The organism is Ligilactobacillus salivarius, assembly GCF_035231985.1.
Classification (GTDB): Bacteria; Bacillota; Bacilli; order Lactobacillales; family Lactobacillaceae; genus Ligilactobacillus; species Ligilactobacillus salivarius.
This window is the reverse complement of the sequence record NZ_CP117983.1, coordinates 1,373,773-1,388,426: the sequence shown is the minus strand read 5'-3', so window position 1 is coordinate 1,388,426 and position 14,654 is coordinate 1,373,773. Positions and strand designations below refer to the sequence as shown.

General features: G+C 32.6%; 12 protein-coding genes and 1 pseudogene. 9 read left to right on the top strand and 4 right to left on the bottom strand.

The window, feature by feature from the left end; all coding sequences use genetic code 11:
* Nucleotides 1-53: 53 nt before the first annotated feature.
* The gene (locus PTA89_RS06830; protein WP_035150357.1) at nt 54-611 is read right to left on the bottom strand and encodes a TIGR01440 family protein; all 558 of its coding nucleotides are present in this window, start codon (nt 609-611) and stop codon (nt 54-56) included.
* A gap of 182 nt (nt 612-793) precedes the next feature.
* Between PTA89_RS06830 and nrdD the strand changes: the two genes are divergently transcribed.
* From nrdD to PTA89_RS06810, 4 genes are all read left to right on the top strand, one after another.
* Entirely contained in the window at nt 794-2,971 is a 2,178-nt protein-coding gene (gene nrdD / locus PTA89_RS06825) for an anaerobic ribonucleoside-triphosphate reductase (RefSeq protein ID WP_324177096.1), read from the top strand.
* Complete coding sequence (gene nrdG / locus PTA89_RS06820; RefSeq protein ID WP_044005154.1) at nt 2,961-3,641, top strand: anaerobic ribonucleoside-triphosphate reductase activating protein; 681 nt, start codon at nt 2,961-2,963, stop codon at nt 3,639-3,641. The genes nrdD and nrdG overlap by 11 nt, the downstream gene beginning before the upstream one ends.
* 227 nt (nt 3,642-3,868) lie before the next feature.
* Nucleotides 3,869-4,267, top strand: coding sequence for a transcriptional regulator SpxA (spxA, locus tag PTA89_RS06815; protein ID WP_003705214.1), 399 nt, complete (start codon nt 3,869-3,871; stop codon nt 4,265-4,267).
* A 151-nt stretch (nt 4,268-4,418) separates the two neighbouring features.
* Nucleotides 4,419-5,753, top strand: a complete 1,335-nt coding sequence (locus PTA89_RS06810; RefSeq protein WP_324177095.1) for an FAD-dependent oxidoreductase — start codon at nt 4,419-4,421, stop codon at nt 5,751-5,753.
* Nucleotides 5,754-5,811: 58 nt separating this feature from the next.
* Here the strand turns inward: PTA89_RS06810 and PTA89_RS06805 are convergent, their stop codons facing one another.
* Nucleotides 5,812-6,105, bottom strand: a complete 294-nt coding sequence (locus PTA89_RS06805; protein WP_003703609.1) for a YbaN family protein — start codon at nt 6,103-6,105, stop codon at nt 5,812-5,814.
* Between the two features lie 294 nt (nt 6,106-6,399).
* On the opposite strand from PTA89_RS06805, the gene PTA89_RS06800 reads away from it, so the two are divergent.
* From PTA89_RS06800 to PTA89_RS06780, 5 genes are all read left to right on the top strand, one after another.
* Nucleotides 6,400-7,782 carry a class II fumarate hydratase gene (locus tag PTA89_RS06800; RefSeq protein ID WP_301206969.1) on the top strand — a complete coding sequence of 461 codons (1,383 nt, stop codon included), beginning with the start codon at nt 6,400-6,402 and terminating at the stop codon, nt 7,780-7,782.
* Between the two features lie 19 nt (nt 7,783-7,801).
* Nucleotides 7,802-9,187: a flavocytochrome c gene (locus PTA89_RS06795; protein WP_324177094.1), complete on the top strand. Its 1,386-nt coding sequence runs from the start codon at nt 7,802-7,804 to the stop codon at nt 9,185-9,187.
* A 92-nt stretch (nt 9,188-9,279) separates the two neighbouring features.
* Nucleotides 9,280-10,701, top strand: coding sequence for an anion permease (locus PTA89_RS06790; RefSeq protein ID WP_003710641.1), 1,422 nt, complete (start codon nt 9,280-9,282; stop codon nt 10,699-10,701).
* 107 nt (nt 10,702-10,808) lie between these two features.
* Nucleotides 10,809-11,378 (top strand): LbetaH domain-containing protein, encoded by a 570-nt coding sequence (locus PTA89_RS06785; protein ID WP_324177093.1) that lies wholly within the window; start codon nt 10,809-10,811, stop codon nt 11,376-11,378.
* An 81-nt stretch (nt 11,379-11,459) separates the two neighbouring features.
* Nucleotides 11,460-12,656 carry an acetate/propionate family kinase gene (locus PTA89_RS06780; RefSeq protein WP_324177092.1) on the top strand — a complete coding sequence of 399 codons (1,197 nt, stop codon included), beginning with the start codon at nt 11,460-11,462 and terminating at the stop codon, nt 12,654-12,656.
* A gap of 64 nt (nt 12,657-12,720) precedes the next feature.
* Here the strand turns inward: PTA89_RS06780 and PTA89_RS06775 are convergent, their stop codons facing one another.
* Both PTA89_RS06775 and PTA89_RS06770 read right to left on the bottom strand, forming a co-directional pair.
* Nucleotides 12,721-13,329 carry a DedA family protein gene (locus tag PTA89_RS06775; protein WP_273778381.1) on the bottom strand — a complete coding sequence of 203 codons (609 nt, stop codon included), beginning with the start codon at nt 13,327-13,329 and terminating at the stop codon, nt 12,721-12,723.
* Between the two features lie 208 nt (nt 13,330-13,537).
* Nucleotides 13,538-14,548, bottom strand: a pseudogene (locus PTA89_RS06770) (DUF1002 domain-containing protein); the annotation flags it as partial.
* Nucleotides 14,549-14,654 lie beyond the last annotated feature (106 nt).

Sequence of the window (14,654 nt, the reverse complement as noted above, 5' to 3'; positions counted from 1 at the left end):
GATAAAATAACGCAGCGTCAAACTTGATAAAAATCTAGTTTGACGCTGTTATATTAATTAAATGGATCCCAAGTATATTTAGCGCGTTGACCACCGATCAATTTAGGACGTGAACGCAAGAACGTAACATGGGCTTTGCCAATTTCAGTAACACTTGTTCTAACGGGAATTTGTACAAATTTTACATGCATACCAATAGAAGTATCCCCAATATCCATACCAGCTTTCGCAGTGATATGTTCAACTTCTACTGGGTTATCAAAAGCTTCAAATGCTGCGATTTGACCAGCTCCACCAGCATGTAGAGACGGATAAACTGTGACAACTTCCAAATTATTCTTTTCAGCAACACTTTCTTCAACAACTAAAGCACGGTTCAAATGTTCACAACCTTGAACTGCAAGATGTACACCTATTTCTTTAAGGCGATCGTTGATTGTATTTACGACTGTGCGACCGATATCAATATTTGAATGCTTACCAATATGTTGTCCTTGTATTTCACTAGTACTCATACCTAGTACAAAAATATCATCTTTTTTTAAATTAGCTTGTTCAAGCAACTCATTAAGTGCTTGTAAAGTTTTTTCTTTGATTTCAGTTAATTCCATTTTCTCACCACCAATAATTGCTATATGTCCTATTATAACGCAAGTTTGAGAAAAAATATTATTCAATAGATTGTATACTATATATAGTGTGATATTTTATTTTTTGACACTATATATTGTATTAGATGGAGTTAACGTGTAATATATATAGTATAATTAAATGAAAGAAAGGAAAATGTACCATGTTGGATTTGAAAACAGATAAAAATAGTATAAAAGTTATAAAAGAAGTACCAAGTTACTTTATTAAAAGAGATGGAGTAAAATTTTCCTTTGCTTTATATAAATTAAAATTAGTACTAAATGCAATGGATTTATCGGGTAAGATCCAAGAAAATGTAATTAGTGGAATACTAAATAAATTAGTAGGAAAAGACGAAGTAAGTGCACAGGAAGTAGCAACTGCTTTTGTAGATACGTTAAAAGAGCTAGGTTTAGATGATAAAGCTCAAGCTTACATAGAATATCGTAAACAAGATGAAGAAAAATGGGAAGAACAAACAAATCCAACAGAAAGACTAGCTAGACTTCAAGGAAAGGATCCAAGTTTAGTTCATGAAAATGCTAATAAGGATAGTAAAGTTTTTAATACGCAACGTGATTTAACAGCCGGAACTGTTGGAAAGACACTAGGTTTGAAGATGATGCCTGAACACGTTGCTAAGGCTCATTTACGTGGTGATATTCATTATCATGACTTGGACTATACACCATGGAGTCCCATGACTAATTGTTGTTTAATTGACTTTAAAGAAATGTTGACCCATGGATTTAAGATTGGTAATGCAGAAGTGGAAAGCCCTCATTCTATTCAAACTGCAACAGCACAAATGGCACAAATCATCGCCAACGTTGCTTCTTCTCAATATGGTGGTTGTTCTGCTGATAGAATTGATGAAGTTTTAGCACCATTTGCGATGAAGAATTATCACAAGCACTTGAAGGAAAGTGAAGAATTTATCACTGATGAGGATAAAATCAAGGCTTTTGCAGTTAAAAGAACTAAAAAAGATATTTATGATGCGATGCAAGCATTAGAGTATGAGATTAATACACTATTTTCATCACAAGGTCAAACACCATTTACTACTTTAGGCTTCGGTTTGGGAACTTCATGGATTGAAAGAGAAATTCAAAAATCAATTTTGAAAATTAGAATTGCTGGATTGGGTAAAGAAAAGAGAACTGCTATTTTTCCAAAGTTGGTTTTCACAATCAAGAAAGGTGTAAATTTGAAGCCTGAAGATCCTAACTACGACATCAAAGAATTGGCAGTTGAATGTGCTACTAAGAGAATGTATCCTGATGTTTTAATGTACGACAAGATTAAAGAGTTAACAGGTAGTTTCAAAGCGCCAATGGGTTGTCGCTCATTCTTGCAAGGTTGGAAGGATGAAAATGGTCAAGAAGTTAACTCTGGACGGATGAATTTAGGGGTAGTAACAGTTAATTTACCAAGAATAGCCTTAAAAGCTAATGGAGATAAAGATCTATTTTGGCAAATTTTTGATGAGGAAATGCAAGTTGCTAAATCCGCATTAGTTTTCAAGGTTAAACGAGTATTGGATGCTAGTCCTGAAAATGCACCTATTTTGTATCAATTTGGTGCTTTCGGCAAGAGATTAAAACCAGATGGAAATGTAGATGAACTTTTCAAAAATGGTAGAGCAACAGTTTCTTTGGGATACATTGGTTTGTATGAAGTCGGAACAAGTTTCTATGGTCCTGATTGGGAAAATAATCAAGAAGCTCATGACTTTACTTTACAAATTGTTAAAGAGCTAAACTTAAGATGCAAAGCTTGGTCTAAGGAATATAATTATCACTTTAGTGTTTATTCAACTCCAAGTGAATCATTGACAGATCGTTTCTGCAAATTAGATACAGAAAGATTTGGTAAGGTAAAGGATATTACAGACAAAGAATACTACACAAATAGTTTCCACTATGATGTAAGAAAGCATCCATCTCCATTTGAAAAATTGACTTTTGAAATGGATTATCCTAAGTATGCTTCTGGTGGCTTCATCCATTATTGCGAATATCCTAATTTGAGACAAAATCCTAAGGCACTCGAGGCTGTGTGGGACTGGGCTTATGATAAGATAGGTTATTTAGGAACTAATACTCCAATTGATAAATGTTATAAATGTGGATTCCAAGGTGAATTTAAACCAACAGCACGTGGTTTTGAATGTCCTAAGTGTGGTAATCATGATCCTAAGACATGTGATTGTGTAAAGAGAACTTGTGGTTACTTAGGTAATCCTCTACAAAGACCAATGGTACATGGTCGTCACGTTGAAATAGCATCACGTGCTAAAAATTTAATGAATGGAATGGCAGAAGATGAACAATAATGATTCGATTCGTATAAGTGTTGGTGGAGACACAGTCTTTGTTAATAAGGATGATTTTAAAGTAGATAATAGTGAATCAAAAAATAAGCAAAGAAGACGAAAAAGAGGCCCTCGTAATCCACAACCTAAAGAATGGTTAGCAAGTAATTTAAGTCAAATGAAGATTGCAGATTATAAACCATTTAATTTTGTTGATGGTGAAGGGATTAGATGTAGTTTATATGTCAGTGGATGTATGTTTGCTTGCCCAGGTTGCTATAATAAAGCTGCTCAGAATTTTAATTATGGAACCCCATATACCCAAGAACTTGAAGATCGAATTATTAAAGATTTAGGCGAGAGCTATTGTCAAGGATTAACTTTATTAGGTGGAGAACCATTTTTAAATACACAGGTTTGTTTGAGATTAGTCAAAAGAATAAGAAAAGAGTATGGTCATGAAAAAGATATCTGGTCTTGGTCAGGATATACTTGGGATGAATTGATGAAAGAATCTGAAGATAAGTTAGAATTATTATATAATTTAGATATTTTAGTTGATGGTAGATTTGAACAAGATTTGATGGATTTAACTTTGCAATTTAGAGGAAGTTCTAATCAAAGGATTATTGATGTACAAAAGTCATTTAAAGAAGGTCAAGTTGTAATTTGGGATAGATTGACTAAATAAACAAAAACTTAACTTTTATATAAGTTTATATATATAGGTATTTGAGAATAAAAATATTTGATATAATCACATTAATATAAACATGATAATTGTTTACAAAAAGTTAATTAATATTTTTTGTAAAAGATATTTATTTTTTGAACAATATGTAGTAAAATAATTATGTGGTTAATTATATTGTAGTACATTGAGGTAGGTCCTTAATTTAGAAAAGAGGCGTTTCATAGATGGTTACACTTTATACATCACCAAGTTGCACATCTTGTCGTAAGGCTCGTGCATGGCTAGAAGAACATAATATTCCATTTGAAGAAAGAAATATTTTTTCTAACCCTTTAAATGTTGATGAAATTAAACAAATTTTACAAATGACAGAAGATGGAACTGAAGAAATTATTTCTAAACGTTCTAAGATTTTTCAAGATTTAGATATTGATTTAGATGAATTACCATTACAAAAACTTTATACATTAATTCAAAAGAATCCTGGTTTGCTTAGAAGACCTATCATGATGGATAGTAAGAGACTTCAAGTTGGATATAATGAAGACGAGATTAGAAGATTCTTACCAAGAGATGTTAGAGCTTTAGAATTGCAAAGAGCACAAGCATTAGTGGATTTGTAAGAATTAGTTAATAGTGGAAAAATGATAAATTGTGTTTTTGAGGAAACATGATTTGTCATTTTTTATCATTTTATACTTACTTTTTATTAGTAAAATAAAAATATATGTGCTACAATTTGGTTGAATTTAAATTGGAAAGTGAGGATATTAAATGCAAGAATTTAAAAATATAGTCATTGGATTTGGAAAAGGTGGAAAAACTTTAGCCAAGAATTTAGCTGCTAGAGGTGAATCAGTCTTAGTAGTGGAGAAATCTAAGAAAATGTATGGTGGAACATGTATTAATATTGCTTGTTTACCATCAAAAAATTTGATCATTAATGCTCAACGTGGAATTAAGTTTGAAGATGCTGTTAAGCAAAAAAATGAAATGACAACAGCTTTAAGAAATAAGAATTATCATATGGTCGCAGATGAAGAAACGGCAACTGTTTTAGATGGGACAGCTAAATTTGTTGGTAATCATACGATTGAGATTGTTTTGGACAGTGGTGAAAAGACTAAGATTAAGGGCGAGAGAATCTTTATTAATACTGGAGCTACTCCGATAATTCCACAAGTTAAAGGTTTGAAAGAAAGTAAGTATATTTTAGATTCAACAGCAGCTATGGATCAAAATTCCTTACCAAATGAATTAGTAATTTTAGGTGCTGGGTATATTGGTATGGAATTTGCTTCAATGTTTGCTCGTTATGGGGCTAAAGTAACAGTTTTAGACACTAACGAAAAGTTTTTAAAGCGTGAAGATGATGATATATCAGAAATGCTTTTCAATGATTTAAGTCAAGATGGTATTGAATTTAAATTAGGGGCAAAAGTTGTAGAAGTTAAGGATTTATCTGATAAAGTGGAAATCATTTACGAAATTAATGGTAAAAAGCAAACTGTTAAAGCCGATAAATTATTAGTAGCAACGGGAAGAAAGCCGGTAACAGAAAATTTAGGATTGGAAAATACGGATATTGAACTAGATGAACGTGGAGCAATTAAAGTTGATGATTATTTAAGAACAACTGCAGAAAATGTATGGGCAATTGGCGATGTTAAAGGTGGACCTCAATTTACTTATATTTCTCTAGATGATTTTAGAATCATTTTTGACCAACTATATGGAAAAGGTAAAAGAAAAGTTAGTGATAGAAATTTAGTACCTTATAGCGTTTTTATTACACCAGCATTATCCAGAGTAGGTTTAAATGAAGTGGAGGCTAAAAATAGTAAAATTGAGTATAAACTATTTAAGTTGGCAGCAACGTCTATTCCAAAAGCTAAGGTAATAGGAAATACTCGTGGAATGTATAAAATCTTAGTAGATCCAGATACAGAGGAAATTTTAGGTGCGACAATTTATAGTGAAGAGTCATATGAAGTAATTAATTTAATTGCGTTGGCGATGAAAGCTAAATTACCATATACAATGTTAAGAGATCAAATTTACACTCATCCAACAATGTCAGAAGCACTAAATGATGTGTTAAAAGGTTAATTGAATAACAAAAAAGTCCTACTTTAATCGGCCATAAGATTAAAGTAGGACTTTTTGACTAACGGATAAAGCCTAATTTAGCCATTAAAACTTTATACCAAACTTGTTTAGATTTATCTTTAACAACTTCTCTTTCATTTCTAATAACATTCTTTAGTGGTAATAAATACTTCTTGTACAATCTATTATTTAAAATCCAATTGTGGAATTTAGGGGAGAACTTAGACGTAAAGTAAATTGCCAAAAGAAAGAATGGTACTTGAGGGATTACTGGTAAAGCTAGACCAACTAATCCTAAGACAAAAAAGAAAATTGCAAGTACTAACCAAATTCCTCTTAAAACAAAACGCATAAAATGTCTCCTTTACTATCATTTACAAAAAGTATAGCACAAAATAATGATAAAGTGGTTAAAGATTATTTTAAGAAAATTTATTAATTTGTGCAAAACAGAACAAATTATTTTTTGTAAAAACGAATATCCATAATTAACTCCTTAAATTATAAATGCTTTATTTATAAGTGTTTTTGAACTACATATAAAAATATTTTATAGAGTATATAATATTTGACTATATGAATATGTGAATTGTATCATTAACATTGAAAGTGATTTCTTAATATTTACTTAAGGAGTGGATTAATTATGTCAGAATTTCGCATTGAAGAAGATACATTAGGAGAAGTAAAGATTCCTAAGACTGCACTCTGGGGACCACAAACAGAACGTAGTCGTAACAATTTTCCAACTGGACGTTTTATGCCAATTGAAATAATTCGTGCTTTACTTCAAATTAAAAAGGCAGCTGCACAGTCAAATATGGAATTAAACCAGATTAGTGAAGCAAAGGGAAAGTTAATTGTTGAAAGTATCGATACTTTACTTTCTTTAAGTGATGAAGATCTTCGTAAAGATTTTCCATTAAAAGTTTATCAAACAGGTTCTGGCACTCAAACAAATATGAACTGTAATGAAGTAGTAGCTCATCAAGCTGCAAAATTAAATCCTGAACTTGAAATTTTACCTAACGATGATGTTAATAAAGGTCAAAGTTCTAATGATATTTTCCCAACAGCAATGAATATTGTAGCTGCAGATGCAGTAGCTAAGTTGGAAGAATCTGCACAACATTTGATTGATGAATTAAAGAAAAAACAAGAAAAATATTGGAGAGTAGTTAAGATTGGACGTACTCATTTACAAGATGCTACACCATTAACTTTTGGTCAAGAAGTATCTGGCTGGGTATCAGCTCTAGAACATGATCTTGAATACTTAAAACAATTAGACGGTACACTTTTAGAATTAGCAATGGGGGGTACTGCAGTAGGAACTGGTTTGAATGCTGCTCCTGGATTTGCTGATGTAATTGCTGAAAAAGTTGGTAAAGTATACGGACATGAATTTACAGCTAAAAGTAATAAATTCTATGGATTATCTCATCACTCTAACTTAAATGTAGTTCATGGAGCAATGAAGACTTTAGCAGACGACTTGATGAAGATTGCTAATGATGTACGTTTCTTAGCTTCAGGTCCACGTGCAGGATATGATGAATTGAATATCCCAGCAAATGAACCAGGATCTTCCATTATGCCTGGTAAAGTAAACCCAACTCAAGCAGAAGCAATTACTATGGCTGCAGTTCGTGTTACAGGTAATGATGTTGTAGTTGGTATGGCTTCTTCTCAAGGTAATTTTGAAATGAATGTTTACAAGCCAGTATTAATCGAAGCATTCTTGGAATCAGCTGACTTATTAGCAGGAACAATGAGAGGATTCGCAGATAAGATGATTAGTGGCTTAACTGTTAACGAAGCTCGCATGAAAGAATTAGTAGATAATTCCTTGATGACAGTTACAGCTCTATCTCCACATATTGGATACCATGACAGTGCTAAGATTGCTCAAAAGGCAGATAAAGAAGGAACAACTTTGCGTGAAGCTGCAATTGCATCAGGTAAGGTAACTCCTGAACAATTTGATGAATGGGTAGATCCATTGAAGATGACAAATATCGATAGATAAACTTTTAGGAGGATATATAATGGCTGAGAAATTTATTTTTGAACCATGGAATATTTCGAAATTGGAAAGTAGCTATGATGTTGTAATCGTAGGTTCTGGTAGTACAGGTTTAACAGCTGCTATTCAAGCACATGAATTAGGTTTGAAGCCAGTTGTTTTAGAAAAAATGGAAAAATTTGGTGGTAATACTAATCGTGCTTCTTCAGGAATGAATGCTGCTGAAACTAACATCCAATTACATCATGGAATTGTTGATAATATGGATGACTTTTATAAGGAAACTTATAAAGGTGGTGGGAAGTTAAATGATCCAGAATTATTAAAATATTTCACTAGTCATTCAGCTCTTGCAATTGATTGGTTAAAAGACCATGGAATTGAATTAGACGAACTAACTTTCACTGGTGGTATGAGTAAAATGAGAACTCATCGCCCATCTAGCATGGCACCAATCGGAGCTTTCTTAATAAAGAATCTATTAAAGATTGCTCAAGATGAAAATTTACCAGTTTTCAATAATGTAACTGTTACAAAAGTTAATAAAGAAAGTGGTCGAGTAAATGGTGTGACTGTAAAAACTAGCGAAGGTGAAAAAGTAATTAATGCCAAAACAGTATTATTAGCTACAGGTGGTTTTGGTGCTGCTCAAGATATTATCAAGAAATATCGTCCAGATTTAGCTAGCTACAAGACAACTAACCATCCCGGAGCTACTGGAGATGGAATTAAGTTAGCTGAAGAATTAGGTGCCCAAGTTGTACAAATGAATTTAATTCAAGTACATCCAACTGTACAACAAGATACACCACATGCCTTCTTAATTGGCGAAGCTGTTCGTGGTGAAGGTGGCATTTTAGTAAATGGTGAAGGACAACGTTTTGTAAATGAACTTAATACAAGAAAAGTTGTTTCTAATGCTATTACTGCTTTGCCTGAACACAGTGCATACTTAATTTTTGATAAAGATATTCGCAGTCGAGTAAAAGCTATTGAATTCTACGATAGTATCGGCTTGGTAGAACATGGATCTAATTTGAAAGAATTAGCAGAAAAGATTAATGTTCCTGCAGATAAATTAGAAGCAACAGTTAACAACTGGAATCAAATGGTTGCTGCTGGTAAAGATACTGATTTTGATCGTAAAACAGGAATGGAAAGAAAGATTAGTGAAGCTCCATACTACGCTATTCATATTGCACCTGCTATCCATTATACAATGGGTGGAATCCATATTGACAGTCGTACAAGAGTTATAGATGGAAATGGTGATATAATTCCTGGTCTCTTAGCTGCTGGAGAAGTTGCAGGTGGTTTACACGGTAATAATCGTATCGGTGGTAACTCTATTGCAGAAACGGTTATTTTCGGTATACAAGCTGGACGCGAAGCATTTTTAGAAAAATAACAAATAAAGGTTGAGCAATAAAATCTCAACCTTTTTCTAAGGATTTGTAAATTAAGCAAATCCCCTACATAGAGAAGTTTGGAGAATTTTTTATGAAATCATTGGAAAAAGTTGATTATAAAAAGTTTATAGTCCCAGTTATAGTGGGCTTAATTATCTGGTTTGCAACTCCACTTAGACCAGTAGCGATTTCAGTTGCTGGTTGGCATATGTTTGCTTTGTTTGTTGCTACTATTATTGCATGTATTACACAACCTCTACCAATTGGTGCAGTTTCGATTATCGCTTTTGCTTTGGTTGTTTTGACGAGAACTGTGCCAATGGAAAAGGCAATCGTAGGATTTGGTAATGCAAGTATTTGGTTGATTGCAATGGCATTCTTTATAGCCCGTGGCTTTATTAAAACAGGATTGGGTAGAAGAATTGCCTTGATATTTGTTAAGTTATTCGGTAAACGTACTTTAGGATTGGCTTATTCATTAATCGGGGTAGATTTGATTTTAGCACCAGCAATGCCTTCTAACACAGCACGTGCAGGTGGTATCATGTACCCAATTATTGAATCATTAGCCAAAGAATTTGACTCAGATCCTAAGAAGAAAACAGAAAGAAAAATCGGTTCATTTCTAATTTTTGCTGAATACCATGGTAATATGATTACTTCAGCAATGTTTATGACAGCGATGGCCGGAAATCCTTTAGTTCAAACTTTAGCTAAGAGTAATGGTGTACATCTTCAATGGATGGATTGGTTCTTAGCTGGATTAGTTCCAGGTTTATTGTCATTGATTATCATTCCATTTATTATTTACAAGCTTTATCCACCTGAAATAAAAGAGACTCCAAATGCTAAGGAATGGGCAGATTCAGAATTAGAAAAAATGGGTAAAATAACAGTTCCTGAAAAAGTAATGATTGGAATCTTTATTTTTGCATTATTATTGTGGGTCTTAGGTAGTACATTAAAGATTGATGCTACTTTAACAGCCTTCATGGCACTTTCCTTATTGTTGATTACAGGTGTCTTAACTTGGAAAGATATTTTAAATGAAAGTGGTGCTTGGAACACATTGACATGGTTCTCAGTTTTAGTAATGATGGCTAGCCAATTAAATGAATTAGGTTTTATTCCTTGGTTGAGTAAGACAATTGCCGGTTCATTACATGGTATTAGTTGGTTCTTTATCTTATTGATTTTAGTTCTAGCATTCTTCTATAGCCATTACTTATTTGCATCTTCAACAGCACATATCAGTGCGATGTACGGAGCTTTGTTAGGTGTAGCTGTATCTGCTGGTGTTCCAGGAATGTTAGCAGCTTTGATGTTGGGATTCTTTGGTAATCTTTGTGCATCTACAACACACTATGCTTCAGGTCCAGCACCAGTATTGTTTGGCTCTGGTTATGTAACACAATCTAAATGGTGGCAAATGAATGCTTTCTTAGGAATTATCTACATCGTTTTGTGGATGGTTGTAGGAACACTTTGGATGAAAGTTATAGGCATGTGGTAAAATACACAGTTGCTTTTAACGAGGATATGGATAAACTTAATACTAAAGAAAGGTTGATCTTTTTTGGGACAACCTTTTTTTATTCGAGAAATTTTGAGGTTTATACGATGAAAAATTTTGACATAGGAAAGATAAAGAAGATAACAAATCAAGGAAATTTATACTACGATTTTGATGAAGACATAGATAATGCAAGAAATTATGCTTTTACTAATTGTCGTAAATATAATAGTGATTATCAAATGAAAGGAGAAGCAGATCGAAATTTAATCTTAGATTTATTAGGAAGTTATGGAGAAAATTTCGTATTTAAACCAGGCTTTATTTGTGAATTTGGCTTTAATTTTCATGTTGGAAATAATGTTTTGATAGGTAATAATTTTAAATTAATAGATTGTAATAAGGTTTTAATAGGGGACAATGTTCAAATCGGAAATAATGTAGGTATATTTACTTCTAAACATGCTGAAAATCCTCAGTATCGTGCGGATCACTGGGTTAAAGATCTACCAATAACAATTGGAAATAATGTTGTCATTGAAGATGATGTTGTGATTGGTGGAGGAGTTACAATTGGAGATAATGTAGTAGTTGAAAGAAATAGTGTAGTTATTAAAGATATACCTAGTAACTCTAGAGTTTGGGGAAATCCTTTATGTATAAAACCACTTAAATGATTATTTATATGCACTTGAAATCGCTTTAAATAAATAATATTATATACAATGTAATTAGTTGAAGAAACGAGAGTGAGTTTTATGAGAAAAATTATTGTAATTAATTCTGGAAGTTCTAGTTTAAAATTCAAATTATTTGAATCCCCATCTAAAAATGTTTTGGCTAGTGGCCTTATTGAACGAATAGGGTTAGATGATTCGATTATTACAATTAAATATGGAGATAAGAAAAAACATCGTGAGGTTCAAGCAATAAAAGATCATACTGTTGCGGTTGATTTATTGCTACAATTATTAAAGAAACTAGATATAGTAACTGATCTTAACGAAATTAGTGCGGTGGGTCATCGTGTAGTTGCTGGTGGTGAATATTTCAAGAAATCTGTTCCTGTAGATGGTAATGTAATTAAGAAGATTGAAGATATTATTGAATTAGCTCCAATACATAATCCTGCTAACTTGGTTGGTATTAAAGTCTTCAAAAAGTTACTTCCAAATGCTTTGAGTGTAGTTGCTTTTGATACAGCATTCCATCAAACATTACCAGAAGAAAACTTTATGTATAGTACACCATATAAATGGTATAAAAATTATGGTGTAAGGCGATATGGAGCACATGGTATAAGTCATCGTTATGTGTCTTTACGTGCAGCGAAACTAATGGGAAAACCTGTCGAAGATTTAAAATTAGTAACATGTCATTTAGGTGCAGGAGCTTCTATTACAGCCGTAAAGAATGGAAAATCTTTTGATACATCTATGGGATTTACACCATTAACGGGGATTCAAATGGCTACTCGTTCTGGGGATGTAGATGTTTCATTAGTAGCATATATGATGAAGAAGTTAAAAGTGAAATCTGTTTCTGAAATTTTGTATATGTTGAATAAAGAGTCAGGATTTTTAGGTGTGTCTGGTGTATCTTTGGATATGCGCGATGTTGAGGCAGCTGCAGCTAAAAACAACAAGAGAGCAGAATTAGCCATTAAATTATTCTATAATGATATTATTAAGTATATTGGACAATATTATATGGAAATGGAAGGTATTGATGGTATTGTCTTTACTGCTGGTATTGGTGAAAATTCACCAGAAACCAGGGAAGCTATAATGAATAAGTTATCGTTTTTAGGAGTAACAATTAATAAAGATGAAAATTCTAAGCGTGGGACAGAAGGTATTGTTTCTGGAAAAGATTCAAGTATTACAGTAATGCGGATTCCAACAGATGAAGAATATATGATTTGTTGTGATGTAGAAGCATTAATGAATAAATAATAAAATTTGATTATATAAAACAATAGGATTGAGATTATGAATTTTTCAAAATCTCAATCCTATATTATTTTGCCTTTCTTAATTTGATGAAGTAATAGCCAATAATTGTTAAGCCTAAGAGAATAACAATTATTGTAGTAAAAGAATCAAAAACTGTAAGAATTTTTTCCCAAGATGCTCCAAGATAGTGTCCAGAGCAAATTAAAATAGTATTCCAAATAGCTGTTCCTAAAGATGAAAGAACGACAAATCTCTTCCAATCAAAATGTGTCACTCCAGCTGGGATAGAAATTAAACTTCTAATTACCGGAACTAGTCTACCAAAAAAGATTGCTTTACTACCGTGTTTTTTGAAGAAACTAATAGACTTGGCTATATCTTTATCGTTAAAGTGAAGTAATTGTCCAACTTTTCCAGATAATATTTTTTCCAGACGTTCAGCTGAAAGTAGATGCCCAGCTAAATATAGTATTAAAGCACCTAAAACAGCGCCAATGGTAGATGCAACTATTACCCCTAGAATGTGTAATTCGCTATTTAAAGTCAAAAAACCAGCAAAAGTTAGAATTACTTCTGATGGAATAGGGGGAAAAATATTTTCAAGAGCAATCAGCAGTGCAATTGCCAAGTAACCGTATTGATTAATAAGCTCGGTAAGAACTGTTGTGTTCATGAAAACCTCCAAATTAGTTATTGTTTTGTCCAAATAATCCTTTTATCCAATTGGTAAATTGTGTCCACCAATTCTCAGAATTATTTGTATCAGTATTTTCGTTACTGGAGCTATCATCTACAACACTAGAAGTGTCAGAGGATGAAGTTGTATTACTTGATTCGTTAGTGTTAGTATCTGTGTCTGTGGAATTATCAGATTTTTGTCCAAAAATACCTTTTATCCAATCAGTGAATTTAGCGAACCAGCCCTTAGCTTCTTCAGCTGTTTGACCAAATTTTTCACTATTAGCCCAATTTTTTGCTTTATTCATTAAGTTACCAGTTGAGTTTTTTACATTATTAATCGTATCATCAACAGTATTTACATAAGTTTTACTTGATGAAATAGGAGCATTTTGAAATACTACTAAAGCATTAACAATTTGTGTAATCTGAGTTTGATTAGTTGTATCAGCTATGCCACGTTTTTCTAGAGCTTTATTTAACATATCTTGGATGTCTTGTTTAGTCGCTAAGTTACTAGAATCATCTTGTTTTTGCTGAGCAATTTGTTTTGAAACATCACCTACAGCTGCCATTAATTTTCCAGGATAACTTTTATCATCTTTATTAGCATCAATAGCAGATTGCGTAGCATCTAATACATTATTTGCAGCAGAAGTGTTTTCAGAATTGATATTTACCCCGTCAGTAGCTAAAGCTTTATAAACACCTGTTAAAGCAGATTCACCAGATACAGCTCGGTTAGCAGTAACGACAATACTTACATCAGTTACACCAGCCATTTGAGCAACCATAGCATATTGCTGAGCAGTAACCTCAGTGATATTATTTTCACCATTATAATTCTTTATATTAACTTTAACTCCAGACCCTGGATCACCAGGAGCAATAGCAACAGAACTAATCATAGCAGCGTTAGTTGTATTACTATTATTATTAATATATTTACGGTAATCGTCTGCTGTTGCCGTCATAGTTTTAAATGAAGAATCTGTTTGTAAAACATCATTTAAACTTGAGTAGATATCTGATGAGACTCCAGACCCGTAGACTACGTATGCAGAATTTAGAGTGTGTGTATTTGAGTTACTAGAATTTGAATTAGTTGTATCTGCAAGTACAGAAATATTCTGTATAACAGGAACAACGGGACTAATAATAGTGGTGGCTATAATAGTTCCTGTTACAATTTTAATAATATTTTTTGATTTCATAGAAATACCCCTCCTAAATAAAGGAATAGTTTTATAGTATAAATTATACCATGTATAAAAAGAAGATACCGTTTAAGAATTTGCAAACAATCTTAAATTAAAATGT

Coding starts and splice junctions, on each gene's coding strand:
- PTA89_RS06805 (WP_003703609.1), bottom strand. CDS start 6,105: ATGCGTTTTGTTTTAAGAGGAATTTGGTTAGTACTTGCAATTTTCTTT.
- PTA89_RS06830 (WP_035150357.1), bottom strand. CDS start 611: ATGGAATTAACTGAAATCAAAGAAAAAACTTTACAAGCACTTAATGAG.
- PTA89_RS06800 (WP_301206969.1), top strand. CDS start 6,400: ATGTCAGAATTTCGCATTGAAGAAGATACATTAGGAGAAGTAAAGATT.
- spxA (WP_003705214.1), top strand. CDS start 3,869: ATGGTTACACTTTATACATCACCAAGTTGCACATCTTGTCGTAAGGCT.
- PTA89_RS06775 (WP_273778381.1), bottom strand. CDS start 13,329: ATGAACACAACAGTTCTTACCGAGCTTATTAATCAATACGGTTACTTG.
- nrdG (WP_044005154.1), top strand. CDS start 2,961: ATGAACAATAATGATTCGATTCGTATAAGTGTTGGTGGAGACACAGTC.
- PTA89_RS06790 (WP_003710641.1), top strand. CDS start 9,280: ATGAAATCATTGGAAAAAGTTGATTATAAAAAGTTTATAGTCCCAGTT.
- nrdD (WP_324177096.1), top strand. CDS start 794: ATGTTGGATTTGAAAACAGATAAAAATAGTATAAAAGTTATAAAAGAA.
- PTA89_RS06780 (WP_324177092.1), top strand. CDS start 11,460: ATGAGAAAAATTATTGTAATTAATTCTGGAAGTTCTAGTTTAAAATTC.
- PTA89_RS06810 (WP_324177095.1), top strand. CDS start 4,419: ATGCAAGAATTTAAAAATATAGTCATTGGATTTGGAAAAGGTGGAAAA.
- PTA89_RS06785 (WP_324177093.1), top strand. CDS start 10,809: ATGAAAAATTTTGACATAGGAAAGATAAAGAAGATAACAAATCAAGGA.
- PTA89_RS06795 (WP_324177094.1), top strand. CDS start 7,802: ATGGCTGAGAAATTTATTTTTGAACCATGGAATATTTCGAAATTGGAA.